This window comes from Halorubrum distributum JCM 13561, assembly GCF_000337395.1.
Taxonomy (GTDB): Archaea; Halobacteriota; Halobacteria; order Halobacteriales; family Haloferacaceae; genus Halorubrum; species Halorubrum distributum.
Genome location: NZ_AOJF01000057.1, coordinates 271,143 through 294,974 on the forward strand (window position 1 = coordinate 271,143; position 23,832 = coordinate 294,974).

At 69.1% G+C, this 23,832-nt stretch carries 23 protein-coding genes and 2 pseudogenes; 13 read left to right on the top strand and 12 right to left on the bottom strand.

Going from position 1 to position 23,832, the window contains the following annotated elements:
• The first annotated feature begins 57 nt into the window (after window positions 1–57).
• The 4 genes from C470_RS14730 to C470_RS14745 all read left to right on the top strand — a co-directional run bounded on the left by C470_RS14730 (window position 58) and on the right by C470_RS14745 (window position 4,096).
• Window positions 58–549, top strand: coding sequence for a hypothetical protein (locus tag C470_RS14730; RefSeq protein WP_004598457.1), 492 nt, complete (start codon window positions 58–60; stop codon window positions 547–549).
• A gap of 80 nt (window positions 550–629) precedes the next feature.
• Window positions 630–1,694 carry a Gfo/Idh/MocA family protein gene (locus tag C470_RS14735; protein ID WP_007346040.1) on the top strand — a complete coding sequence of 355 codons (1,065 nt, stop codon included), beginning with the start codon at window positions 630–632 and terminating at the stop codon, window positions 1,692–1,694.
• A gap of 886 nt (window positions 1,695–2,580) precedes the next feature.
• Entirely contained in the window at window positions 2,581–3,783 is a 1,203-nt protein-coding gene (locus C470_RS14740; RefSeq protein ID WP_008368263.1) for a DUF418 domain-containing protein, read from the top strand.
• Between the two features lie 85 nt (window positions 3,784–3,868).
• Window positions 3,869–4,096: a DUF7385 family protein gene (locus C470_RS14745; RefSeq protein WP_008368264.1), complete on the top strand. Its 228-nt coding sequence runs from the start codon at window positions 3,869–3,871 to the stop codon at window positions 4,094–4,096.
• Between the two features lie 133 nt (window positions 4,097–4,229).
• Here the strand turns inward: C470_RS14745 and C470_RS14750 are convergent.
• The 3 genes and pseudogenes from C470_RS14750 to C470_RS14765 all read right to left on the bottom strand — a co-directional run.
• A pseudogene (locus C470_RS14750) lies at window positions 4,230–4,514 on the bottom strand (HVO_A0114 family putative DNA-binding protein); the annotation flags it as partial.
• Between the two features lie 340 nt (window positions 4,515–4,854).
• Complete coding sequence (locus C470_RS14760) at window positions 4,855–6,510, bottom strand: MATE family efflux transporter (protein WP_008368269.1); 1,656 nt, start codon at window positions 6,508–6,510, stop codon at window positions 4,855–4,857.
• A gap of 44 nt (window positions 6,511–6,554) precedes the next feature.
• Window positions 6,555–7,646: a mechanosensitive ion channel family protein gene (locus tag C470_RS14765; protein WP_007346046.1), complete on the bottom strand. Its 1,092-nt coding sequence runs from the start codon at window positions 7,644–7,646 to the stop codon at window positions 6,555–6,557.
• A 140-nt stretch (window positions 7,647–7,786) separates the two neighbouring features.
• Here C470_RS14765 and C470_RS14770 point away from each other — a divergent pair, with 140 nt between their 5' ends.
• From C470_RS14770 to C470_RS14785, 4 genes are all read left to right on the top strand, one after another.
• Window positions 7,787–8,536 (top strand): proteasome assembly chaperone family protein, encoded by a 750-nt coding sequence (locus tag C470_RS14770; RefSeq protein WP_008368270.1) that lies wholly within the window; start codon window positions 7,787–7,789, stop codon window positions 8,534–8,536.
• A gap of 97 nt (window positions 8,537–8,633) precedes the next feature.
• Window positions 8,634–9,686 carry an HTH-type sugar sensing transcriptional regulator TrmB gene (gene trmB / locus C470_RS14775; protein ID WP_007997289.1) on the top strand — a complete coding sequence of 351 codons (1,053 nt, stop codon included), beginning with the start codon at window positions 8,634–8,636 and terminating at the stop codon, window positions 9,684–9,686.
• A 57-nt stretch (window positions 9,687–9,743) separates the two neighbouring features.
• The gene (locus C470_RS14780; RefSeq protein ID WP_008368272.1) at window positions 9,744–10,112 is read left to right on the top strand and encodes a hypothetical protein; all 369 of its coding nucleotides are present in this window, start codon (window positions 9,744–9,746) and stop codon (window positions 10,110–10,112) included.
• Window positions 10,113–10,212: 100 nt separating this feature from the next.
• The gene (locus C470_RS14785) at window positions 10,213–10,689 is read left to right on the top strand and encodes a universal stress protein (RefSeq protein ID WP_004598467.1); all 477 of its coding nucleotides are present in this window, start codon (window positions 10,213–10,215) and stop codon (window positions 10,687–10,689) included.
• Window positions 10,690–10,705: 16 nt separating this feature from the next.
• Here C470_RS14785 and C470_RS14790 read toward each other — a convergent pair whose 3' ends face one another.
• The 4 genes from C470_RS14790 to C470_RS14805 form a co-directional block, all read right to left on the bottom strand.
• On the bottom strand, window positions 10,706–11,350 hold the full coding sequence (locus C470_RS14790; RefSeq protein WP_008368275.1) for a DJ-1/PfpI family protein: 645 nt from the start codon (window positions 11,348–11,350) through the stop codon (window positions 10,706–10,708).
• 79 nt (window positions 11,351–11,429) lie between these two features.
• Window positions 11,430–12,119: an SCO family protein gene (locus C470_RS14795; protein ID WP_008368277.1), complete on the bottom strand. Its 690-nt coding sequence runs from the start codon at window positions 12,117–12,119 to the stop codon at window positions 11,430–11,432.
• A 110-nt stretch (window positions 12,120–12,229) separates the two neighbouring features.
• Window positions 12,230–13,087 carry a sulfite exporter TauE/SafE family protein gene (locus C470_RS14800; RefSeq protein ID WP_008368279.1) on the bottom strand — a complete coding sequence of 286 codons (858 nt, stop codon included), beginning with the start codon at window positions 13,085–13,087 and terminating at the stop codon, window positions 12,230–12,232.
• A gap of 127 nt (window positions 13,088–13,214) precedes the next feature.
• Complete coding sequence (locus tag C470_RS14805) at window positions 13,215–13,727, bottom strand: winged helix-turn-helix transcriptional regulator (protein WP_004598471.1); 513 nt, start codon at window positions 13,725–13,727, stop codon at window positions 13,215–13,217.
• 111 nt (window positions 13,728–13,838) lie between these two features.
• Between C470_RS14805 and C470_RS14810 the strand changes: the two genes are divergently transcribed.
• On the top strand, window positions 13,839–14,192 hold the full coding sequence (locus C470_RS14810) for a DUF7471 family protein (RefSeq protein ID WP_004598472.1): 354 nt from the start codon (window positions 13,839–13,841) through the stop codon (window positions 14,190–14,192).
• Window positions 14,193–14,239: 47 nt separating this feature from the next.
• Here the strand turns inward: C470_RS14810 and C470_RS14815 are convergent, their stop codons facing one another.
• The 3 genes and pseudogenes from C470_RS14815 to C470_RS14825 form a co-directional block, all read right to left on the bottom strand.
• Complete coding sequence (locus tag C470_RS14815) at window positions 14,240–15,103, bottom strand: ABC transporter permease subunit (RefSeq protein ID WP_008368281.1); 864 nt, start codon at window positions 15,101–15,103, stop codon at window positions 14,240–14,242.
• Entirely contained in the window at window positions 15,100–15,882 is a 783-nt protein-coding gene (locus C470_RS14820; protein WP_008368283.1) for an ABC transporter ATP-binding protein, read from the bottom strand. Before C470_RS14820 ends, C470_RS14815 begins: the two co-directional genes overlap by 4 nt.
• Window positions 15,879–17,911 (bottom strand): annotated as a pseudogene (locus C470_RS14825) (NosD domain-containing protein). The gene C470_RS14820 and the pseudogene C470_RS14825 overlap by 4 nt, the downstream one beginning before the upstream one ends.
• A gap of 104 nt (window positions 17,912–18,015) precedes the next feature.
• On the opposite strand from C470_RS14825, the gene C470_RS14830 reads away from it, so the two are divergent.
• Window positions 18,016–18,609 carry a nitrous oxide reductase accessory protein NosL gene (locus tag C470_RS14830; RefSeq protein ID WP_004599595.1) on the top strand — a complete coding sequence of 198 codons (594 nt, stop codon included), beginning with the start codon at window positions 18,016–18,018 and terminating at the stop codon, window positions 18,607–18,609.
• Window positions 18,610–18,640: 31 nt separating this feature from the next.
• Here C470_RS14830 and C470_RS14835 read toward each other — a convergent pair whose 3' ends face one another.
• Window positions 18,641–19,888, bottom strand: a complete 1,248-nt coding sequence (locus tag C470_RS14835; RefSeq protein WP_008368286.1) for a phage holin family protein — start codon at window positions 19,886–19,888, stop codon at window positions 18,641–18,643.
• Between the two features lie 263 nt (window positions 19,889–20,151).
• On the opposite strand from C470_RS14835, the gene C470_RS14840 reads away from it, so the two are divergent.
• The 3 genes from C470_RS14840 to C470_RS14850 all read left to right on the top strand — a co-directional run bounded on the left by C470_RS14840 (window position 20,152) and on the right by C470_RS14850 (window position 22,539).
• Window positions 20,152–20,886 (top strand): hypothetical protein, encoded by a 735-nt coding sequence (locus C470_RS14840; RefSeq protein ID WP_049908784.1) that lies wholly within the window; start codon window positions 20,152–20,154, stop codon window positions 20,884–20,886.
• 137 nt (window positions 20,887–21,023) lie between these two features.
• Complete coding sequence (locus C470_RS14845) at window positions 21,024–21,596, top strand: DUF7344 domain-containing protein (protein WP_008368290.1); 573 nt, start codon at window positions 21,024–21,026, stop codon at window positions 21,594–21,596.
• Complete coding sequence (locus C470_RS14850; protein WP_008368292.1) at window positions 21,586–22,539, top strand: hypothetical protein; 954 nt, start codon at window positions 21,586–21,588, stop codon at window positions 22,537–22,539. Before C470_RS14845 ends, C470_RS14850 begins: the two co-directional genes overlap by 11 nt.
• 13 nt (window positions 22,540–22,552) lie before the next feature.
• On the opposite strand, the gene C470_RS14855 is transcribed toward C470_RS14850, so the two are convergent.
• Entirely contained in the window at window positions 22,553–23,701 is a 1,149-nt protein-coding gene (locus tag C470_RS14855; protein WP_008368293.1) for a signal peptidase I, read from the bottom strand.
• Window positions 23,702–23,832 lie beyond the last annotated feature (131 nt).

Genomic DNA, 23,832 nt, shown 5'->3' on the forward strand with positions numbered 1-23,832 from the left:
CCCGGCGTTTCGGAGATCTGAAGCGATCTATATCAGCGCTGGTTCTGAAGTCTCCGTATGCGAAACCCGTGGGTCCACGACGACGTTCCGGACAACGCCGGGAACGGATACGACGGCCCGGTCCGGTTGCTGGCGGCGTTCATGTGGGGATCGCTGGCGCTCCTCGTCGGCGGCTTCGTCCTGCTCTCCGGGGCGGGCGTCGTCGATCTGGCCGACGGCGGATCCCTCGGGGAGGTCGTTACCGGTGTCGTCGCCGCGCTGGCGCTGGCGCTGGCGCTGCCGGTCCTGTTGAAACTGCTCGCGATCTCGCGAGCGCTCGCCCTCCTCGCGCTTCTCGGGACCGGCGCGTCCGTCGGTCGCTTCGTGATCGCCCGCGAGCCGGAGCGGTTCCGGGCGCTCTTGGACGCGCGGGACGGCCTCGTCGAGAACGCGGAGTCGCTCGGCGGCCTCTTCGACTTCGTCGACTCGATGGCGCCCGCGACGCTCGACGTCGCGGCGACGCTCGCCGACGGCGCGGTGACCGCGGCCACCGCCGTCCCGGTCGCCTGAGCGACCCTTTGGTCGACGCGTCGGGTTCACGGCGTTCGGGCGGACGTGAGCCTTAACAACACTCGTTGTGAATCCAGCCCATGACGCATCCGAACGACGTCGCCGTCGGCATCGTCGGCCTCGGCGGCATCGGGTCCCACCACGCGACGAAGCTGGTCGAACGCGACGCGAACCTCGTCGCCGGGATGGACATCGACGCGGACGCCCGGGCGCGGTTCCACGAGGAGTTCGACATCCCGGCCTACGAGGACGAGGCGGCCCTCTACGACGACTGCGACGCCGTGTTGATCACCACGCCGAACCGCTTCCACGAGGAGTACGCGACCTCCGCGCTGGAGGCCGGCCTCGACGTCCTCTTGGAGAAGCCGCTGGCGCACACGCTCGAGAGCGCCGAGCGCATCGCCGAGGCCGCACGCGACGCCGAGGGATTCTGTATGGTGGGGTTCAACAACCGGTTCGCGGAGCCGGTCCGGGTGATCAAACACTACCAGGACGAGGGGCGGTTCGGCGAGACGACCCACGTCGAGGCGAACTACGTCCGGCGGCGGGGCGTCCCCGGCCGCGGGTCGTGGTTCACGTCGGCCGACGTCGCCGGCGGCGGCGCGCTCATCGACATCGGCGTCCACGCGATCGATCTCGCCCTCTACTTCCTCGATCACCCCGAGGTCGTGGAGGTCTCGGGGGAGACGCGCTCGGAGTTCGGCGGCCGCGACGACTACGCGTACGTCCACATGTGGGGCGACGACGCCGGTCCGGAGGGGTTCGACGTCGACGACTCCGCGTCGGCGTTCATCCGCGCGGCCGACGGCTCCACGGTGTCGCTGGAAGTCGCGTGGGCGACGAACCGACCGGCGACGGACGAGTTCGTCGTTCGCGGCACCGAGGCGGGCGCGACGCTCGACCGCGGCAGCGACGACCTCACGATCCACGAGGCGGGCGTCGGCGGCGGCCACCACCTCACGGACGCGACGGTCGAGACGCGCGAGGGCGACGGCCACGCCGCCGAGCAGGCGACGTTCCTCGAAGCGGTCGCCGCGGGCGAGGCGCCCGCGATCAACACCGTCGAGGAGGGGTTACGCGTCCAGCGGGTCATCGACGCGATCTACCGGTCCTCGGAGACCGGCGCGGCGGTCCGGCTGGACTGAGCGGCCCGTTTGAAATCCTCTTTAAGAGATATATTCGCAGCCAGTTCCGTTCAATATAGGGGGAGAGATGAGCGATAGCGGGAGTGAGTACTGTAGATCGGTCGCGGTAGTTTGATACGTAAACGGACGCGACCGACACCGACTCTCGCTTATAAATAGCCGGCGGTGGCGCGCCTGCGAGCGGCCGGAGCGAAGCGGAGGCCGCGAGCCAGCCCGCGAGGGACGCGGTGAGCGCTCGGAGAGCGCGAACCNGCGGTGGCGCGCCTGCGAGCGGCCGGAGCGAAGCGGAGGCCGCGAGCCAGCCCGCGAGGGACGCGGTGAGCGCTCGGAGAGCGCGAACCGCGAGGCTGGGGAGGTGTGAGGCTGCGGTCCCGCGAGCGACCGAAGGGAGTGAGCGAGAGCACGGAAGACGCAGCCCGCGCAGCGAAGCGAGCAGGAACGTCTTCCGGTGGTGCTGTGCGGTGTGGGGCGGGAATCAAAGGGGCAGCCGGCGAGGCGCGCGGAGGCGAAGTAAGCACCGCAGGAACGAGCAACGCGAGTGACGAGGAGCACAGCGAGCCTCCGCGCGCCTCGCCGGCTGGGGCTTTGGAGGAACTCGCCGCAGTAGCGTCACTCGCTTATAAATAGCCGACAGCGACTCCGCAATTCTATTTATAAATGGACTCACTCACGACCTACTACACCTACTCCCGCACCCGATCAGGAAGCACGTTCATCGACCGACTGTTTCAGCTGAGACCTGTCTGACGGATCGGATTTCGACAGAGCCGACCGCGCCAGTCGAGGGTAGCGGTCCCGATCAGCGACGCTGCCCGCCCCGACCCCCGGTGACCCCCTCCGCGATGGGAACCTATTCGGTGCTGGGCGCTCTTCCGTCGGACAACTCGTGACCCGCGATCCCGGCCCCACGCCGCCCTCCGAACGGATCACCAGCCTCGACGCCCTCCGGGGGTTCGCGCTGCTCGGCATCCTCGTCATCAACATCCGCGTCTTCTCGATGCCGGAGCAGACCCTGCTCAACCCCAACGTGTACGGCGACTTCTCCGGGCTCAACTACTGGACGTGGTTCCTCGGCCACGTGTTCGCGCAGTCGAAGTTCATCACCATCTTCTCGGCGCTGTTCGGCGCGGGCGTCCTCATGTTCATCGAGAGTAAAGAAGAGAAGGGACAAGACGCCGTCCGCCTCCACCTCCGGCGGACCGCGGTGCTGATCGCGGTCGGACTCCTCCACGCCTACCTGCTTTGGTACGGGGATATCCTCGTCGCGTACGGGTTCACGGGTATCTTCCTCCTCTTCGTCCGCGACCTCGACGCGCGCCGGCTCGCCGGGCTCGCCGGAGTATTCCTGCTCTTCATCCCCGCGATCGAGCTGTTCGCCGCGGTCTCGATCGGCGGCGAGGCGCTCGCCGGGCAGTGGCTGCCCGCGGAGGCCGCGATCCGACAGGAGGTAGCCGCCTACCGCGGCGGCTGGCTCGACCAGATGAGCCACCGTGTCGACTCCTCGTTCCAGCGACAGACGAGCGGGTTCATCGGGTCGAGCTTCTGGCGGGTCGGCGGCGTCATGCTCCTCGGCATGGCGCTGTACAAGCGCGGCGTGCTGACCGGCGAGCGATCGACGGCGTTCTACCGGCGGCTCGTCGCGGGCGGGGTCGTCGGCGTCGGCATCGTCGTCGCCGGCGTCGCCTACATCGAGGCGAACGACTGGAGCGCGGGCGCCGCGCTGTACTGGCGGCAGTTCAACTACGTCGGGAGCCTCCTCGTCGCCGGCGGCTACGTCGGACTGATCACCCTGTTCGTCCGGTGGCGCGGCGAGGGGATCGTCACCCGCGCGCTCGCCGCGGTCGGCCGGACCGCGTTCACGAACTACCTCCTCCAGACGGTGATCGCGACGACGATCTTCTACGGGCACGGGCTCGGGCTGTTCGGCTACGTCAGCCGGGTCGAGGCGATGGGGATCGTCGTCGGGATCTGGGCGGTCCAGGTCGTCCTCTCGGTGCTCTGGCTCCGGTACTTCCGGTTCGGTCCCGTCGAGTGGGTGTGGCGCACGCTCACCTACGGCGAGGCGCAGCCGATGCGGCTCGGGAACTGACCGGGCGCGCCCCTCGGGTCCCGCCCGTTCTCCGAACTGAGACTCGCGTGGACACGTTCAACACCCTTCCGCCGAACCCCCCCGTATGACCGGCTTCGACGTCCACGACCACCGCCACGAACTGAAGCAGCTCCGCCATTCGGGCGCGACGAGCCTCTGGGAGAACCGCGAGGAGATGGCGTGTCCGGTGTGCGACGACGTCTTCTCGCGGCTGTTCGTCACCCGACAGGCGGGGACGACGTTCCCCGAGAACGACGGCGCCCGGTTCTGTCTGCTCCGCGACGACGATGCGGTGTACCTGTTCAGGCACTGAGCGCACAGGCGATCGGTTATCGGAGCGCCGGATCCGTTGAAAGCCCATCTTCAGACGTACATTCGCCCGAAACGGCTGGTCGCTGAAGAGTCGAATTGATCGCTGAGAAACCTCCCGGCTTGAGACGAACCGACTACGCACTCGCGGGGGCGCTGTCGGCATCGCCGTCATCGATGAGCGGGTAATCGATGTGGACTTCGATGCGGTCGAACGGGACGACCGGTTGTATCGCGCCGCCGGGGCCGCCCTCTTCGAGCGGAAGGATACCCAGGACTGCCAGCTGCTTCAGGTCAGAGTGGACGTCGGATACGTCTCTCTCGACGAGCCGCGCCGCTTCGCGCATGCTTTCGGGAGCTTCCTCGGCGATGGCCCGGATGAGATTCAGGCGGAGCGGGGTGAGACCGTGTGCGAACTTATCGGAGTTTTACCGACCGCAAACGATATACTGTATTGGAGTTATCATTCTGATATGTATGGGACTGTTCGGGAATCGCTTGAAGACTGGTATAATCCGAGTATTCAGTCTGCGATAATTGTCTTGATGGGTTCGAGTTTTTGCCTCTATCTGTTCCTCAACAGTCCCGATTTTACGAACCCGTACTACGTTTTCGGAGTCGGAGTGATGGGCTTCACAATCGTCTTTGCGGCGCTTATGCTCATTTCTATGCTACTGAAGCGCCGATAGACTACTACCCCTGTATCGAGCGCGATTGGGCCGGAATATATCTCTTGTGACGGATCGCAACTGATCCGGGGCGTCAGTCGTCGCCCACCGGGTCGACGCCGGGGTCAGGGTCGTCGATGTACCGCTCGGTCCACGTGCCCCGCGAGAACCACGCGACCCCGACGATCGCGCCGAGGACGTTTCCGAGCGCCATGCCGACCCAGACGCCGGTCTCTCCCCAGTCGGCGACGAACACGAGGTACGCCACGCTCGCGACCCGGCCGACCCACAGCGTGACGATCGAGATGACCATCGCCGTCTTGGTGTTGCCCGCGCCGCGGAACGCGCCGAGGATTACCTGCGAGACGCCGATGAAGGCGAACTCGACGGACCGGATCCGGACGTACTCGACCGCGTAGGAGATGGTCGCCGGCGCGTCCGGCACGTCGCCGAGGAACGCGCCCACGATCGGCTCGGTGAACGCGACGGCGACGACCGCGACGAGGAACATCACGCCCGCGCCGGTCGTGGCGGCGAACTTCACCGCCTTGGCGGCCCGGTCGGCGCGGTTCGCGCCGAGGTTCTGCCCGACCATCGTGTCGATGGCGCGGCCGAGCCCCATCGCGGGCAGGAAGACGAGCGAGATGAGACGGTTCCCGAGCCCGTACGCCGCGACGACGGGCGGCGAGAACGTGACGATCATCGCCGTGAGCGTGATCATCGCCATCGCGCTCGTCGTCTGCTCGACGCTGGAGGGGAGCCCGAGCCGGAAGATGTCGCGGATGAAATCGAGGTCCGGGACGAGGTGGCCGAACGTCACGTCTGGACCGTAGCCCGTCCCGAAGAGGATCCAGAGCCCGATGGCGGTCGCGACGCCCCGGGAGAGGATCGTCGCGAGCGCGGCGCCCTGAATGCCGATCCCGGTGATCCCCGTCGCCGAGAGCAGGGTCGCCTCCAGCGCGACCGGGTCGAGCGCGCCGAGGCCGGGCACCGCGGCGAGCCACCCGAACAGCGGGTTCCCCTCGAACCCGAAGATGAAGAACGGGTCGAGCAGGACGTTCAGGAGGACGGAGACGAACATGACCGCCATCGGCGTCCGCGTGTCGCCGTAGCCGCGCATCAGCGCCGAGAAGACGAAGAAGCCGAACATCAGGGGGATACCCGCGAAGATGACCTCCATGTAGTCGGCCGCGAGCGGGATCACCGTCGCCGCGGTGTCCGCGTCGCTCGGGAGGATCTCGAGCGCCGGCCGGGTGTAGAAGTAGCCGCCGACACCGATCAGCACCGACAGCACCGAGACGGTGAAGATCGTCTGTCCGGCCACGAGCCCGGCGGACCCCTCGCCGTCCGCGCCGGTGTACTGCGCGACGAGGATCGCGCCCGCCGTCGTGAACCCGCCGGCGACCGCGATCAGGAGGAAGATGAGCGGGAACGCGAGGCTGATCGCGCCGACGGCCTCAGCCGAGAGCCGGCCGAGGTAGAGGGTGTCGACGATGTTGTACGTCACCTGTAACAGCTGGATGACGACGATCGGCCACGCGAGGCGGAACAGCGGCCGGAGGAGGCTCCCCTCGGTGATCGACTCGTCGTCGAGCGGACCGTCGTCGTCGCCGGGGCCACCGGACGGACCGGCGACCGGACCGTCCGACGGGTTGCCGGATGGGCCGTCGGGCGAACCGTCGTCGGGTGGGCCGTCGAGCGAACCGTCGTCAGAGGGGTCGTCCGAGTCGGCAGCGGGCTCGTCGCTCACTGGCGTACAAACGCCGGTGGCGCTCTATCAGGCTTCCGATCCGGTCACTGTTCCGCCGCGCCACTGCCCCGATCGTCCCGGTCGCGTCGGGTTCCGGCGCCGCTCGACGGCGCGGAAGCGTCGCTTCCGGGTCGGTCCGCGTCCGTGGCGGCGTCGTCGCTGAGATCCGGGGCGGCGGCCGCGGGCGCGTCGGGGTCGACGCCGTTCGGCGTCCCGGACCCGGACTCGACGCGCGCGACGCCGGAGGTGTCGTCGAAGACGAGGTGCCGGTGCGGGTACGCCATCGTGACGTTCGCCTCCGGATCCCCGAGCCGCTGGCGGATGTTCGTGTTCACGTCCGACTGGACCTTCGCCAGCTTGTACGGCTTCTTCACCCAGTAGCGGAGCCGCAGGAGGATCCCGTTGTCGCCGAACTCGTGGAGCCGACAGTCGGGGCCCGCCATGTACCGCGCCACGCCGATGCGGATGTCGGGGCCGCCGTCGATGACGGCCTCGCAGTCGCGCGCCGCGCGCTCGATGCGGCGGCGCGCCTCCGGGATGTCGCTCTCGTAGGTGACGAGGACGTCGATCGACCGCCGGGTGCGCTCGTCCTCGGCCGAGAGGTTCGTGACGTCGCGCTCGCGCATCGTCCCGTTCGGCACCACGAGGAAGGTGTTATCGAGGGTGAATATCTTCGTGTACCGGATCGTGATGTCCTCGACGAACCCCGCCGTCCCGTCCTCCAGCTCGATCATGTCGCCGATCTCGAACGGCTGGTCGGCGAGGATGAACACGCCGTTGATGAAGTTCCCGACGAGCGGGGCGAGGACGATACCGATGACCGCCGAGAACACCGCCGTCCCGAGGAGGAGGTCCGAGAACTGGAACCCGGCCGCGCTGAGACCGATGAACAGCGCGACGCCGATCGTCCCCACCCGGACCCCGCGAACGATCGTCTGCGCGACGCTCTGTCGCGACACGCGGCGCGCGACCGGCCGGCCGATCAGTCGGACGACGAAGTTGGCGACGACGACGCCGACCGCGACCGACGCGATGACCGTCAGAACGCCGGCTCCCGGAAGATCTGCGAGGCGAGAGCCGAGGCCGGCGAGCCGCGAGACGACTCCCGCGATCGGCGTCCCCTCCGGGAAGACCATAGGAACTCGCGGTCGGCCATCCGAAAAAGCGTTTCTCCCCGTGCCGGTCGCGGCCGCGAGAGCGCGGGCACAGCGATCGACGGCGCTCCGAGCGCGAGCCGCGGGGCAACCACTATGGCCCGGGTGAGCGAACGGGAGGTATGTCTCGACCGCCCGCGGATCCGACGACACCGAGGTTCAGCGTCGAACACGACACCGAGCCGGGCGGAACCCTGATAGCCGGCTTCTCCTCGTTCGGGCTCGCCGGCCTGACCGCCGTCGACTACCTCGTCGACGACCTCGACCTCGAGGAGACCGGCCACGTCCGGATCGACGGCGCCCCGTCGATCACGCCGTTCACGAAGGGGACGCCGCGGCACCCGATCCGGCTCTACACCGACTCGGACCGCGACATCACCGTCCTGGTCGCCGAGCAGTTCGTCCCGCCGTTCCTCGGCGAACTGCTCGCGGACGCCCTCCTCGACTGGACGGAGGCGAACGAGGTCGACGAGATCGCGGTGTTGGCGGGCATTCCCGTGGCGCACGGTCCCGACGCCCACCGCACCTTCCACGTCGCCACCGAGGACTACCGCGCCGCCCGCCTCGACGACGGCCCGGACGTCCCCGCGATGGAGTCCGGGTTCCTCGACGGGGCGAACGCCGGCCTGCTCGAACGCGGGATCGACTCCCCGCTCGGCGTCGGGGTGCTCGTCACGCCGGTCCACGCCCAGGCGCCCGACGTCGACGCCGCGGTGCGGCTCGTCGACACGGCGAACGCGACCTACGACCTCGGCGTGGACGCGGCCCCCCTGGAGGCGTTCGCGGAGGAGATCCGACGGCGCTACGAGGACCTCGCCGAGCGGATCGAAGAGCGGGAGCCGGAGGGGAGCTACGACCGAATGTACATGTGACCGGTCGGCCGTCGGCGGGGCGAGGACCACGCTCCGAAAACGCGTACAACTCGGCTCATAGTAAAAAGCTATAATCCCCGCCCCCCTTCATCGGACCATGACAGACGATCTCCGCGACACCCTCGACCGCGTCGGGGACCGGTTCAACCTCGGCGAGTACGAGATCGACGCGTACCTCGCGGTGCTGGAGCACGGGGAACTGACGGCGAGCGACATCGCCGACCGGACCGACATCCCGCAGCCGCGGGTGTACGACACCGTGCGGAGCCTCTCGGACCGCGGGCTCGTCGAGCTCCGCGAGTCGCGGCCGATGAAGATCGTCGCGGTCGACCCCGACGACGCCTTCGGCGACTTGCGCTCGTCGTTCGCGGAGATGGTCGACGAGCTGGAGGCGCGCTACACCGCGCCGACCCGCGAGACCGAGGCGGTGTCGCTCGTGAAGTCGCGCTCGACGATCCTCCGGTACCTCGAAGAGGTGATCGAGAACGCGGAGTACGAGCTCGCCCTGTCGCTCACGCCCGGCCTCCTCCGGCGGTTCCGCGACGAACTCGCCGCGAAGGTCGCGGCGGGCGTCAGCGTCGAACTGCTGGTCACGCCCGCGTCGAACGCCCCCGACCCGACGGAGTTCGACTACCTGGAGGTCGCGACCATCGCACGCGCCCGCCGGGGGATCACCACGCCGGTCCTCGCGGTCGGCGACGGCGAGTACTCCGTGTACGCCACGCAGGACGCGCTGCGTGACGACCGCGAGCGCTACGGCGTCATCTTCAACCGCTCCGCGCTCGGCTTCCTCGTCTCCGGCTTCTTCGGGACGGTCCTGTGGACGACCGCCGAGACGCTCGCCGCCGACGGGGAGGAACGTCCCTTCCCGCGCCGCTACGCCTCGATCCGCCGCGCGGTGAAGGATGTCCGCGAGTTCGGCGACGAGGAGTTCTACGCGAGCGTCGAGGGGCGGGACATCGAGACCGGCGAGGAGGTGACGGTCCGCGGGAAGGTGGTCGACGTCGCGTTCGTCGACACGGAGGAGGTGGCCTCGCTCGTCGTCGAGACCGAGAACGGCCGGGTCGAGATCGGCGGCCGGGTCGCCGCCTTGGAGGACGTCGAGGGCCAGGAGATCGTCATCGGCCGCGACGAGCCGCCCGCGCTGTGAGGCGGGGTCCGGACCACCGGGGTCGGCGTTGAAGTACGCGCGGCCCGAAGCGACCTCGTGACCGACGACCCGTTTTCCGACGACGCGTTCTCCGAGGACGACCGCGAGGTACCGACCGTCTCGTGCGAGCGGTGCGGCCGGGAGTGGGAGCTCGACCGCGAGGTCGACGACCTCGACCCGGGGAGCCACGCGATCGAGCAGTTCGCGCTCGACCACGAGCGCCACACCGGTCACTACCCGGACGGCGTGACCCCGTGGGTCGCCCGGTGCGACCGCTGTCCCGACGGCGAGCGGTTCCTCGCGGAGCGGCCCGCGCGGCGCTGGGCGCGGACCCACGCGCGACACACGCGCCACCCCGTTCGGATCGAAGCCCCGAGAGGCGACGACGAGGTCGTCTCACCCGGAGACGGGGAAGACGGGTCGTAGGGGCCGGGCTCCGTCCCCGAATCGCCCGCCGTGCGTGTCGCGCTCGCGAGGGCCCGCCACACCGACAGCGTATTTACGCCGGGGGTCCCACCGGACTGACATGACGCTCGTCGTGGTTCCGGTCCGATTTCCCCCCTCGTCGCACTCGGCGGCGACGCTCCGAGAGGCGGCTCGCATCGCCGAGGAGCGCGGCGCCGACCTCACGGTCCTCCACGTCGACTTATACCAGCGCTCGGGGGGCGTCTCGCGCAGCGACCTCAAGCGCGCGGTCGAAGAGCGGATCGGCCGGGTCGACCGCGCGCGCTACGTCGTCCGCCGCGGCTTCCTCGTCGAGGAGACGATCCTCGAAGAGATCGTCGCCGAGGGCGCCGACGTCGTCGTCATCGGCTCGAAGCAGGCCGGCCGGTGGCGGCGGATGGTCCAGAAGCTGCTCTCCGACCCGGACATCGACTCGTTCCTCCGCGGCGAGCTCGACTGCACCGTGGTCACCGTCGGCGCCGACGGCGAGACCACGGGCGACGAGGCGGACGGCGGCGACGAGGGCGACGTTCCCCTCCCGAACGACGGCGACGACTGAGCGCGTCCCGCTCGGATCACTCCGCGACCTCGTACCGCCGCTCGTACTCGATGACGGTCGCCACCCGGTCGGCGACCGCCTCGCCGAACTCGCGCTCGACGATGTATAACGCGAGGTCGATCCCGGAGGTGACCCCGCCCGCGGAGAGGAGGTCGCCGTCGTCGACGACGCGCGCGTCGACGACCTCGGCGCCCGACTCCCGGAGCTCCTCGATCGCCGAGGCGTGCGTGACCGCCCGGCGGCCGTCGGTGACCCCCGCCTCCGCGAGCAGCATCGACCCGGTACACACCGAGGCGATCCGCGTGCCGGCCTCGTGGTGCGCCGCGAGCGCGCGCGGCACGTCTCCCTTCCGCGCCTCGGCCCACGCGCTCGCGTCCTCGTCGCGCGCGCTCCAGCCGCCGCCGGGGACGACCAGCAGGTCGGGCGCGTCGTCGGCGTCCGGATCGGGAAGGCTCCCGTCAACGCCCACGCGGGTCCCGTGGCTCGCGGTCACCCGATCGCGCTCGTCGAGCGTGACGTACCGGACGCGGCCCGCGCTCGCCGACTCTCCCTCGCCGTCGTCGCGCTCGGCCGCGTAGCCGAGCGCGTAGTCGAACACCTCGTACGGGCCGACCCCGTCGAGCTCGTCGAATCCGTCGTACAGCAGCACGTCGACGTTCATACCGCTCGGGAGGGCGGCGGACGGCTTGTGCGTTCCCCTCCTTCAGCGGCGTGACGCGGCGCGGCCGACGCCGACCCGGTCACTCGTCGTCGAAGGCGGCCGCGACCCGCTCGATGTCGCTCGCGACCCGCTCCGGGTCGAGCCGCTCGCCGCGGTACGCGCGCTCGACCACGCCGTCGGGGTTGACGAGCAGCGTCACCACGAGGTGGGTGAAGTCGTATCCGGGGAGGCGGTCGCTGTCGGTGGTCCGCTCGAACCCGATCCCCAGCTCCTCTACGACCACGGCCTTGGCGCGTTCGGGCGTCTCTGGACGGAGGTAGAGCCAGTTGCCGGCGTCGAGGTCGGCGCCGATCGACTCGGCGTTGTCGCGCAGCGCGGCCGCGTCGTCGCGCTCCGGATCGAACGTGATCGGGAGAAAGTACACGTCGTCGGTCAGTCCCGCGTCAGCGACGCGGCGCTGGACCGTCACCCACTGCCGCAGCAGGATCGAGCACTCCGCGGGACAGAAGGTGAACACGCCGGTCACGAGGGCAGTCCGGTCGAGTTCGTCGCTGTCGAACGTCTCGTCCGCGAGCGGGGCCGGGAGTTCGAACGACGGGAGCGATTGCCCGTACGCGGGGTACGCGAGGTCCTCGCTGTCCGCGATCTGGTCCTCCTGCGGATCGAGCGCGACGCCGTCCGGACTCCCGCCGAACAGGCGAGAGGTACAGCCCGCGACTGAGCCGGCGGCGGCCGTCCCGACGCCGGCGAGCATCGTTCGGCGCTTCATGCTCGACCGATGGAGCGAGCGGCGCATAACGCGTCTGGTGCGATCGGCGAACGGGCGCGACGCGGCCCGCGAGGTCGGGCGGGTGGCGACCCGGTTCGGCGGCTCGCCCCTCAAAGCGGCGCGTAGTACGGGATCGGCGGATGCGGCAGCGGGACGCCGAGCGTCGCGAGCCCGTGCTGGAGCGGGACGTACCCGAGCGCGACGAACGCGACCCCGAGGACGCGGTGGAACCGGAGCCGCGTTTCGAGGCGCATCGACTGGAAGGCCGTCCCGAACAGTAGCATCGCCGGCACCGTCCCGAGGCCGAGGACGCCGAGCGAAACGGCGCCCCCGACCGCGCTCCCCTGAACGAACGCGTACAGGAACGCGGGGTACAAGAGCGGACACGGGAGGAACCCGTGGGCCGCACCCAGTCCGAGGATGCGCCAGTCGCCGACCCAGGCGTCGACGCGGGCGACGATCCGCTCGCTCACCGCGGCCGCGCCCCGGTCGAACCCCGGGATCGGGACGGACTCGAACTCGAGTCGGAGCGCGTAGCGAACGCCGACGGCGACGATCATCCCGCCGACGGCGATCCCGGTGAGCGCGTGGACGTCGTCGGCGACGGTCGTCACCGTCCGCCCCGTGACGAACGCGACGCTCCCGGCGAGCCCGAAGAGGCCCCCGAGGACCGCGTAGCTCGTCGCCCGGCCGAGGTTGAACAGCGCGTGCTGGCGGACCTGGCGCACGGTGAGGTCGTCGCTCCGCCCGCGCCCGCCGGCGGCGTCTCCGGACCGCATCCGGTCGGCGTAGGTGGTGACGAGCGGCCCGCACATGCCGAGACAGTGGGCGCCGCCGAGCAGGCCGACGAGGAAGAAGACGCCGAGGCCCAGCGAGTCGGTCGCGTAGAGGGAGCCGCTCGGCTCGCAGGTCGCCGGGTCGGCGGCGGCGAGGAGCGGACGGAGCGCCGCGGCGCTGACAACGTACATATCGGCGAAACGGCCCGGAGGCCGCTAACCGATCTGGTGCGATCGGCGAACGGACGAGACCGGTTCCGGGCGGGGCCAGCCCGTGACGGAGCCGAGACGGCCCGCCTCCCGACCGGCGTCGACGCCGTCACTCCTCGGCGTCGAAGAGCGAGTCGACCGTGCGGACGAAGCGGTCGACGAGCCGGTCGGGCAGCGACGGCGACACCTCGTCGAGGAGCGCGGCCGTCCGCTCCGGACGGGCCAGCGAGACGGTCATCGGTCTGTCGGGCGACTTCTCGACGATCCCGTGGTCGGCGAGCGTCGAGACGTGCCACGACACCGTGCTCTTCGCGAGGTCGAGGTCGTCCGCGAGCGCCGCCGGGCGAGTCTGGCCGTCCGCGTGGAGGCGGACGACGATCTCGCGCGCCGTCTCGCGCCTGAGGAACGCGAGGGTCCGGCGGTCCCACGCGTCGACGGCCGGATCGAAGTAGTGGGCGCGCCCGCCGATCCGCTCGACCGCCAGCTCGCCGTCGCGGACGAGTCGCCGGAGGTGGTACTGCGCCTGCCCGGTCGCGATGTCGAGGTCGCGGCCGATCCGGTTGAAGTGGACGCCGGGGGTGTCGCGGACGTGGCGACGGATCCGGGATCTGGTGTCCGACATTCGTGGCTGTCCGTCCTACCCTCGCGCGGAATAAAAGGCGCCCGCGCGGTCTCCTCGTCTGGGAACGTCGCGGGGGAACGGCTTCTTATCGGTCGCGTCCCAAGGGCCGCCGTGGCGCAGTCGCTCTCGGGGTCGGTACCGGCGCTCGCCGGGTGGTCGGTAGAGGGGTCGCTCCCCATCTTGGCGGTCGTGATCGTCGCCGGGCTCGGAACGACCCTCCTCTTCGCCGTCAGCCTCGCCGCGTACCGTCGCCGTCGGCGGGCGCAGTACCGACTGATCGCCCTCGCCGTCGGCGCGCTCCTCGCCCGGTCGGTCGTGGGCGCCGGCACGGTCCTGGGCGTCGTCCCGATGCCGGCCCACCACCTCATCGCGCACAGTCTGGACTTCCTCATCGCCGCGCTCGTCCTCTACGCCGTGTACGCCCACGCGCCCGGGTCCGTCGGCGACGAATCCGCCTCGGACTGAGTCGGGCACCGTCTCGGACCGAGCGAGCGCCGCCGTCGCCGATGCGCCTACCGACCGAGCCTCCCGCGGAGGCGCTCGACGGCGACCTCGACGCGCGACTCGAAGGCGACCGCCGCGACCGCCGCGACGACCCCAAGGACGCTCCAGCCGACGAGCGAGGCCACGGCGCGGCCGGTGTCCACGAAGCCGCCCTCCGGCGCGAAGGCGACCCCGATCACGTGTTCGAAGACGAGCCCCCTGAACGCCCCGTTGGGGGTGAAGGCGATGGACTCCGCGATCCCGCTCGGCGACGCCCCCGCCGACAGCGACCGGAGCACCGCGAGGTCGCCGCCGAGGACCCCGGCGAGCAGCGCGAGCACCCCGAGCGCGACCGCGCTCCGCCGGCTCGTCGCGATCGTGGACACCGCCGCCGACAGCGAGAGGTACGCCGCGCCGAACGGGACGACGAGCGCGACGAAGCGGACGAAAAGCACCGGCGAGTCGACGCCGGCGTGCGTCGCGAAGATGCCCGTGTCCGGGGCGGCGGTGAGCCAGACGTACGCGCCGACGAGCGCGAACGGTCCGCCGACGAGGGCGACGAGCGCGGCCGTCCGGGCCAGCAGCACGCCGAAGACGTACTCGGCCGCGCTCACGGGATAGGTCCGGATCACGGCGAGCTCGCCGCTCGCGGCGTCGGCGAACAGCGCGCGGTACCCCAGCACGACCGCGAGCAGCGGGACCAGCACCTCGGTCGGTAAGAGCAGGTCGACGACCGCGGGCACGAACCCGGTCGCGCCGCCGCCGCCGACCGCGACGAGCCCGCCGAGCACGACGAGCAGCCCGAGCGCGAGGACGGCGTAGCCGGGAGTCCGCCGCACCGTGACCAGCTCGCGACGGAACACGAGCCAGACGCCGTCGAACGGGGTGCTCATCGGTCGGACACCCCCGCGACGTGAACCGACTCGTCGCCGTCGCGCTCCGCCTCGCCGCCGTTGTCTCCCCGTGCGATGGCGTCGGCGTCGCCGGCGACGGCGCGGTACAGTCCGTCCACATCGTCGACCTCGTGCTCGTCGAGGAGCCGTTCGCGGGGCCCCGCCGCGGCGACCCGTCCGCGGCGGAGGACGACGACGGCGTCCGCGTGCGCGTCGACCAGTTCGAGGTCGTGCGAGCTGACGACGACCGCGGCGTCGTCGCCCGCGCGGGCCGCCGCGCGGAAGGCCCGCTCGCGCATCTCGGGGTCGAGCCCGCTGGTCGGCTCGTCGAGGACGACGACGGCCGGGTCGCCGAGCGTCGCCTGCGCGATCCCGAGCAGCCGCCGCATCCCGCCGGAGAGCGCCTCGACGCGCTTGTCGGCCGCGTCGGAGAGTCCGACCGCCGCCAGCGCGGCGTCCGGGTCGCCGTCGACGAGCGCCGCGTAGAACCCGAGCGTCTCGCGCGCGGTGAACCCGTCGCGGAACGGGACCTGCTGCGGGAGGTAGCCGACGCGCTTTTCGGTCCCCTCGCGGGGGGCGCCGTCGGGATAACTGACGGTTCCCTCGGTGGGCTCGACCGCCCCCGCGAGGACGCCGAGCAGCGTTGACTTACCGGAGCCGTTGGGGCCGACGACGGCGGTGACGCCCGTTCCGACCGACAGCGACACCTCGTCGAGGACCGGGACGCCGCCGTACGCGCGCGTGACGCCGTCGATCGCGGCGAGCGCGCGGTCGCTCACGCCGACCCCTCCGCGGTCGCCGTCGGTCGTACCGAAGGCGTCACGCTCGCGTTTCCGGCGGCTCCGTGCACGGACCGCCAGTCGCCCCGAACCGGTCCGTCGTCGGCGTTCGCCCCCGTGACCGCGTCGATCCGGTCGGGGTGGTACGGCGTAGCCGCGGGTACGGGGTCCATGATGCTCCCGGAGCGCGCGCCGGGGACGGTCCCGCGGAGCCGGTCGAGCAGCCGCGCCGCGGGCGACTCGCGGACCGCGACCGCGCTCGGATGTCGGTGGAGCGCGCCGTCGACCGGCGAGGTCGGCCGGTACGCCCGGTCGCCGGCCGCGCGCGGGCCGACGTTCGCGCCCTCCCAGTAGTTCCCGCGGTCCCCGTCGGCCCACACGCGCAGGGCGCCGGCCCCGGCGTCGGCGTGGTCGTCGTTCCCGACGAAGTCGTTCGCGACGATCCGGCTCGACGGCACGACGGTCGTCGCGCGCGCCCCGAGTTCGTTGTCGACGACGACGTTGTGTTCGTACAGCGAGCCGCGGGCGCTCGTGGAGAAGCCGAGCTCGTTCCCGACCAGCGTGTTGTAGCCGATATAGGTCCGCGTGCCCGACGCCTGGATCCCGGCGCTGGAGTTGCGGACGTCGTTGCCGACGATCGCGTTCCCGGCCGGCCGCGTCATCACGGTTATCCCGGCGAACAGCTCGTTCCGGAAGGCGTTGTCCGCGACCAGCGCGTCGCCGGTGTACATGAGGTGCGTCCCGTACCGGTTGTCGACGAACGTCGAGTTCCGGACGATCGAGCCGTCCGCGCGGTGGAGGTAGATCCCGTCCCGGCCGCCCTCGAACCGGCTGTCGGTGACGGTGACGCGCGACTCCATCCCGGTGACGCCCATGAACCCCTCCTGCCACTCGTCGGTCCCGTCGACGACGAGCCCGCTCGCGGTCGCGTGCGACCCCTCCCGCAGCAACAGACCGCTCGCGTCCGTGTCGACGGCGACCTCGTCGACGACGAGCCCGGGCGCGCCGACTGCCTTGACCCCGGCGTCGCCGTGGCCGTAGCCGAGCTGGATGTTCGTGTCCCACGTCCCGCCCTCCGGGTCGCGGGACTCGCGGGCCGCGTCCGGGTCGCGGGTGCGGTTCCCCGTGCCCGCGATCCGCATCCCCGTGAGCGCCACGTCGGGCGCGCGGACGGTGATCACCGACCCGGTTCCGTTGCCGACGACGCGGGTCGCGCCGGCGTCGCCCCCCTCGCCGCCGGCGCCCGCGCCGGCGATCGTCACGGACCGGTTCACCGTCACGGTCTCCTCGTACGTCCCCGGCGGGACGCGGACCGTCGTGTTCGGCGGCGCGGCCGCGACCGCGGCGTCGATGGTGGGGGCGTCCTCGCCGACGACGACGGAGACCGGTCGGTCCGCGCGCCGCTCCGCCGCCGCGAGCCGCTCGGTCGCCGTGCGCCAGCGCTCCGGCGCGAGCGAACGCACGGTCGCCGCGGAGTCGACGTCGAACGACCGGGTCCTGACCGCCTCCCAGCCGACGACCNGCCATCAGAGATGTGTATAAGAGACAGGGGAACGACGACCTCGCCGGAGGGCCCCTGAGCGTCGCTTCCGACGACGTACCGGGCCTCACCGACCGGCGTCCACCCGCCCGCGCCGGTCGCGGAGAACAGCCCCGACTCGGTCGTGCCCGGGTCCCTGTGGTCGAACGTCTCGACGTACGCGACGAGCGGGTAGCCGAACTGGCGCTCCGTCCGGCCGTCCCGCCGCGAGTCGACGAACGAGGCGATCCCGTTGTAGCCGACGACGTACTGGAGCTGCGAGTAAAACACCTGGACCCGCGGAAGGGTCGCGTCCCCGGCCATCAGCGCGTCCGTCTCCGAGGAGAGCCCCAGCTCGACCGCGTCGTCGAACCGCACCGGTTCGGGGACCGACTCGCTCGGGTCCGCGGCGAACGCGCCGACGGTCGCGACCGCGGCGAGCGCGACCAGACCGGCGGCCGCGAGTCGGATGCGACGCGACCGGGCGGTATCGGGGTCGAAAACTGCCACGCGTCCGCTTCGATCGGCGGCGACTTAGGGCGTCTGGTTCGTTCCTCGAACGTGCCTTTGAACGCGTCCAGAGGGGATAAGAGGCCAGTAATCCAAATTCGACCATGACGAGAGACGACCCCTCGATGCCCGCGCACTCCCGCTCGGAAAGCGTCCCGCGGCGACGCCTGCTCGCCGGAATCGCCGCCGCCGGTACCGCGGCCGTCGCCGGCTGCGCCGGCGGGGAATCGAACTCGATCGCCCCGGTGTCGATCGACGACGACCAGGCCTGCGACCAGTGCGGGATGATCGTCGCCGACCATCCCGGGACGGTCGGGCAGGTCCACTTCGAGGACGACGAGCCGGAGGGCGGCCGCCCGGCCCAGTTCTGTAGCGCCACCTGCACGTACACCTACCGGTTCGACGCCGAGGACGCGGGACGGACGCCGCTCGCGACCTTCCTCACCGACTACTCGGCGGTCGACCAGGAGGTGTTCGAGGAGGGCGGCGACACGATGTTCTCCTCGCACGTCGAAAGCGAGGCGTTCGCCCGCGAGACGGCCCTCACGGTCGTCGCGCGCAGCGAGGTGATCGGCGCGATGGGGCCGGACCTGATCCCGTTCAGCGACGACGGAGACGTCGACGAGTTCGTCGCGGAGTACGGCGGCGAGGCGATGCCCGCGACCGAGGTGGAGCGGTCGACGCTTGAGGCGCTCTAAGGACGACAATCCGACCGAGCGTACGGCGAACTCAGATTCTCGGGAACCCGCGCGCCCCGGACAGCCCGCCGGCGATCGCCGAGAATCCCAACGTCACGATCAACTGCGTGATACCGGTAATTCCGGCGCCGGAGAGCGCGCCCGCCACTAGCACGGTGAGCGCCATCACGGCCAGCATGACCACCGCCTCGCGGGCGAGGATGCTCCGGAGGCGCGCCCTGCGCTCCGACCGTTCGGTCTTCAACGCCGGTACCACGTCCCTAATTCGGGTCTGGACGAGGTAGTTCGAGAGCCCGGCGAGGAAGCCCGCGAACAGGGACCACCCGACGGGTAACAGCTCGAACTGACCGCCGGCCGGCTCGGCCGTCGGATCGCCCTCTGCCGAGTCGGAGAGATCGTCGGCGGTACCTTCCGCCTCGCCGTCGTCAGTCTCGTCGCCGGCGGCGGAATCGCCGTCTCCGCCGTCGGTCCCGTCGTCGCCTCCGTCCGCACTGCCGTCCGCGTCGCCACCGGTGCTGTCGCTGTCACCGTCCGTTCCGCTGTCGCCACCGTCGGTCCCGCTGCCACTACCGCCAGTGCCGTCGTCGCCAGTGCCGTCGTCGCCGCCGTCACTCCCGGTCCCACCGTCACCGTCTTCGGCGCTGTCGCCGCCGCTGCCACTCCCGCTCCCACCGTCGTTGCCGCCGGTGCCGTCGTCGCCGCCAGTGCCGTCGCCGTCACCGCTATCGCCCGGTCCGCCGTCGCCACCGCCGCTCCCGGCACCGCCGCCAGTACCCCCGTCGCCACCGTCGGTGCCGTCACCCGGATCGGATCCGGTGTCGTCTTCGGGGACGTCGACGGTGAAGCGGACGCTCTCCGTGTAGCTCCCGACCGTCGGCAGGATTGTCGCGCCGAGCGTGACGGACGCCTCCGGCTCAAGCGTTATCTCGCCGCCTGTGACTCGCTCGCCGGTGTCCATCCGGTACAGCGTCACGCCCTCGGCGTCGGTGTCGATCTCGACCGTCGTGGCGGAGTCGTCGCCCTCGTAGCCGGCGAACCTAACGAGAAACAGGTCGTCGACGCTCGTCCGCGCGTCCGGCGGGACCGATCCGAAGCGGAGCCGCAGCTCTCCGGCGTCATCGTACGCGACGTACCTGTCGGCGTTCTCGCTGTCGGCGGGCGACAGGTAGACGCCCGAGTCGGTCGCGACCTCGTCGCCGTCGGTAAACGAGCCGGTGGTCGCCACGCCGCCGCCGAGCAGGACGACGAGCACCGCGAGTACGACGAGGGCGCGGTTCATGTTCCCACCGAGCTCGTCGTCCGGGTCGGGTCTCGCCGCGCGACGACAGGGCCGAGGCTACTCGGCGTCGTCGCTGCCGTCGGCGCGGCCCGTTCGCTCACGCTCGTGGGTACGTCGCTGGGGGTGTTAGTAGTGAACTGCGTTAGCCGCTTCAGCGTCGCATTGACTCGCCTAACTGAGAGCATTAGAACCGTTTTCCGGCTTCAGAGACTGCCTGAACCCGGCTAACGCGGCCTAATAGTAAGTGGGTACCTAGCCAATGGATGGACGTAACAATGAAGCTGAACCGCAGAAGCGTGTTGGGGACCATCGGGATGATCGGGGTCGGAACCGGTGCGGCGTTCGGGTCGGGAGCGTTTACCACGGTCGAGGCGCAGCGCGAAGTCGAGGTAAATGTTATCGGCGGTGGTTTTCGGGCTGATGGAATTATCCACTTAGCCGATGATCCGCTTGATAATGTGAGTTCCGGGGATATTGCTAAAGATGCTGATGGGATCGAATACGATGATGGTCAAACAATCGGAGATGTGGAGAGCACCATCTCAAACGAGATCATCGGGAGTTCAGGTACTGCTGACGTGCTCGTGAATACCGCGTCGGATTTCGTCACGGTGAAAGACGCGAACGATGACGAGTTCGACGGTCGTTCGCTGTATCCAACACTCGATAACACGTATGAAAGTACCAACGGAAGTTACGTCAGTCTCGTTGCCAACGACGTGACCATCGTCTTCGGACCGGAAGATCGCAAACTGCCGCCGAATTCGAACCTCAGCGAAACCGAACTCTTCGGCGTCGTGAGAAACGGTGACGCTGATGTCACGTTCGCTAAAGGGGATGTCGACGAGGGACTGCTCACGAACGTCAACGGAAATAACGTAAGCACCAGTCCGAGATTCACCGGTTCCGGAAACGTGACGCTCAGTGGCGATGTCCAGGCCGGAGAGGCGAGTAGGGAGACGGAGGACCTGCTAATCAAGATCGACGGCGACAGCTAATTCGATCCTGTCAGCACCGGTATAAACTATTCTGGTCTGAAGCGTTTCTTTTTAGTAGTCAAACTACTTATAAGATCATAAGTGAACAGTATGCCTCTTTACTTTGGCAGTCAGTTATCAGCGGTTACGAGGCGCCAATGAGCACCGATCAAGCTGATGCCGGAGAGCATCACCAGCCTTCTCTTTCGCGAAACGAGATTTACGACATATTAAGCAATCCGCGAAGACGCTACTCTCTCCACGCGATCAAGAACGAAGACGGCAGCACGGAGCTCTCTGACGTCGCCGAACAGGTGGCAGCATGGGAGAACGACAAATCGGTCTCCGAGATCACGTCCAAGGAGCGGCACCTCGCGTACAGTTCGATACAGCAGAACCACATCCCGAAGATGGAGCGCGCGGGGATCATCACGCACGACAGCGGGACGATCGAGCTCACTGCCGAAGCGCGAGACCTCGACGTGTACGTCGACGTCGTGCCCGGGGACTCGATCCCTTGGGCCGAGTACTACCTCGGCCTCGGTGCGGTGTCGCTGAGTCTCGTTGCGGCCGTCTGGGTCGGTGTCTTTCCGGAATCGGTGCCGAGCCTCGCGTGGGCCGGGATGATCGCGGTGTTGTTCACCGCCTCCGCGGCGTTCCATGCTCACCAGAACCGGGAGATGAACCTCGGTAGCGACGGGGGACCGCCGGAGCTCAGAGATGGGCGATAACAAGAAGTGGACGCGACGCGCCGCCGTCGGTTCCCTCGTGAGCGGCGGCGGACTCATGCTGTTCGGTACCGGCGGGTCGACGCAGATCACCTCAAATCGGGATGTAACGGTTAATACGGGCGACGGCGAAGACGCCGTGTTACAGTTCGTTGATGTCTCCGACGACGCGACCGTCGTTCGATCTGGTAGTCCGTCGGTGGTGTACGAGATACGGGACAACCTCGGGGCCTTCGAATCGGACGACATCGAGGTCGAGGCACGTGTCGTCGGGGGCGGAGCACTCGATACGACGGTCTCCGGTGAAAGTGACACGTTCGAGGTGGAAGTGAGCTGTTCCGACGACAAGAGCGAACTCAGCGGCTCCTACACGATTGAGTTGGAATTCACCGCGTCGAACTCGGACTTTACCATCACCGCGACGCGCACGACCGGACTCGTCGACATTGACTGCTACGACTTCGGGAGTTCGAACAACTACCGGGATAGCGGTGATGTGGGAACCGCGGCGCAGCCGGCCAATCCGAAGGGGGCGCTTGAAAGCCCGGGTAGCGTCAACGACGGTGACGGAGACACGTTTGCGACAGCTGTAGCCGCGCAAAGAAGCAAGAGCGATAAGAAAGGCGGGCGAGTCGGGTACGCCCTGCCGTCCGTTGAACCGGGTGGTACGTACGAACTCAATATCAGCTATAAGAACAGCAACGGAAGCTGGAATGTATACCTCAAAAATAAGACCGGAGATGAGTGGACGCAGAAGTTTTCGATAAACGGTGGCGGACCCGACGTCCAGTCGAAGACGGTTGATTTCAACAATACTGATGATGTTAAAATAAGCAACAATGCCGATAATCTCTATCTGATATTTGAGACGACTTCCAACGGTAACGGCGTTTCTGTCGATATCTTCTCGTTCGAGCTCAGCCGGACTGGGACGAAGGCTAACTGATCCGCGCTAACAGTTATTTGAACAGCCGCCGCAGTTGAACGCTCAGCGACGCACCATGTCGCCGCTCTCGGACGCGCCCCGACCCCGAACCGACGAGCGCCCCCAGCAGCGTGGCGACGCTCCCGAGGACCAACAGATTGAATGCGCCGACCGCGACGGCCGGATGGATCGAGTGGAGCCAAAGGATCAAGGAGGGTGGAACCACGAGGAAGTACCGGTGTTCCGAGACCATGACCGTCGTGCGTTCTCCGGATCCTGGAGCAGTCGTCGACAGCGTCGCAGTCACCGACTCTCCCCGCGGAACGGCCAGCTGAGTCCGGTCGAACCCGCTCTCCGGATGGGTCGTTTCGAGCACGACGAGCATCGTGATGAGCCCGTTGTTCTCCGCGGTGAACTCGTTCTCCACTTGGTCGCCCGGGAGCGTCCCGGCCGGGAGGTCGCCGCCGTCGACGCTCACGTGATGCGTGCCGCTGGGTGCGATCATCGCGGCGTTGGCCGGTACGAGTATCAACAGCGCCAAGAGGAGCGCGACCCAGCGAGCGTCGAGCCCATCGTCTCCCCGAGACCGGTCTCGGCTTCGAGCCCGTCGACCGGCGTTCCGGAGGTCGTCGGCGAAGATGAACAGCAGCAGCGCCAGACCGACGACTATGAAGAGCCCGCTGAGCCCGCGCTGGTCCGGCGACCAGTCGAGACCGACCGCCCCGGTCACCCCGACCACGGTGCCTGCGGCCACGTCTCGGACGCCGGTGATCGCGGTCCCCAGCCCCGGTATTCGGACGACTTCTCCGTTTACTTGGAGCGCCGTCGCGACGATCCGATCCTCGGTCACCGGGGGTTCGTCGCCGTCCTGATCCCGGAAGGGGTTGTTGTCTCCCTTCGTGAGATAGCCGTCCGGCGTCGCTCCGACGACTCGGTGCGTCGTCGTCCCGCCCCCGTCGAGTTCGGTCGCTTCGAAGACGACGACATCCCCTTCCCCGACGGGTCCCGACGCCGCCGCCGGCACGGCGACGAACCCATCTCCAGCCTCCAGCGTCGGCGCCATGCTTCCGGAGGTAACGTACCCGAGAAGGACCGGCTGCCCGGCGAGCTGGCCGGCAACGATCACGACGACGACAAGCACGGACACGACGGCGATCGCGTCTCCCGCCGTCTGCCGTGACATACTCATACCGACGAAGTGTCGGGACTTAAAACGTCGAATGCGGAGCGCCGGCTCGTGGGAGTGCGGCCGTCGGCGCTACCGGGTGCGCTCGCCTCGAACATCACGGAATCGCTCCTGTCCGCGAGCGCGCA

Bases quoted from the DNA above. Each gene is read 5' to 3' on its own strand.
- C470_RS14730 (WP_004598457.1), top strand. From the start codon at position 58: ATGCGAAACCCGTGGGTCCACGACGACGTTCCGGACAACGCCGGGAAC.
- C470_RS14735 (WP_007346040.1), top strand. From the start codon at position 630: ATGACGCATCCGAACGACGTCGCCGTCGGCATCGTCGGCCTCGGCGGC.
- C470_RS14745 (WP_008368264.1), top strand. From the start codon at position 3,869: ATGACCGGCTTCGACGTCCACGACCACCGCCACGAACTGAAGCAGCTC.
- C470_RS14765 (WP_007346046.1), bottom strand. From the start codon at position 7,646: ATGGTCTTCCCGGAGGGGACGCCGATCGCGGGAGTCGTCTCGCGGCTC.
- C470_RS14770 (WP_008368270.1), top strand. From the start codon at position 7,787: ATGTCTCGACCGCCCGCGGATCCGACGACACCGAGGTTCAGCGTCGAA.
- trmB (WP_007997289.1), top strand. From the start codon at position 8,634: ATGACAGACGATCTCCGCGACACCCTCGACCGCGTCGGGGACCGGTTC.
- C470_RS14785 (WP_004598467.1), top strand. From the start codon at position 10,213: ATGACGCTCGTCGTGGTTCCGGTCCGATTTCCCCCCTCGTCGCACTCG.
- C470_RS14790 (WP_008368275.1), bottom strand. From the start codon at position 11,350: ATGAACGTCGACGTGCTGCTGTACGACGGATTCGACGAGCTCGACGGG.
- C470_RS14795 (WP_008368277.1), bottom strand. From the start codon at position 12,119: ATGAAGCGCCGAACGATGCTCGCCGGCGTCGGGACGGCCGCCGCCGGC.
- C470_RS14800 (WP_008368279.1), bottom strand. From the start codon at position 13,087: ATGTACGTTGTCAGCGCCGCGGCGCTCCGTCCGCTCCTCGCCGCCGCC.
- C470_RS14805 (WP_004598471.1), bottom strand. From the start codon at position 13,727: ATGTCGGACACCAGATCCCGGATCCGTCGCCACGTCCGCGACACCCCC.
- C470_RS14815 (WP_008368281.1), bottom strand. From the start codon at position 15,103: ATGAGCACCCCGTTCGACGGCGTCTGGCTCGTGTTCCGTCGCGAGCTG.
- C470_RS14830 (WP_004599595.1), top strand. From the start codon at position 18,016: ATGACGAGAGACGACCCCTCGATGCCCGCGCACTCCCGCTCGGAAAGC.
- C470_RS14835 (WP_008368286.1), bottom strand. From the start codon at position 19,888: ATGAACCGCGCCCTCGTCGTACTCGCGGTGCTCGTCGTCCTGCTCGGC.
- C470_RS14840 (WP_049908784.1), top strand. From the start codon at position 20,152: ATGGACGTAACAATGAAGCTGAACCGCAGAAGCGTGTTGGGGACCATC.
- C470_RS14845 (WP_008368290.1), top strand. From the start codon at position 21,024: ATGAGCACCGATCAAGCTGATGCCGGAGAGCATCACCAGCCTTCTCTT.
- C470_RS14850 (WP_008368292.1), top strand. From the start codon at position 21,586: ATGGGCGATAACAAGAAGTGGACGCGACGCGCCGCCGTCGGTTCCCTC.
- C470_RS14855 (WP_008368293.1), bottom strand. From the start codon at position 23,701: ATGTCACGGCAGACGGCGGGAGACGCGATCGCCGTCGTGTCCGTGCTT.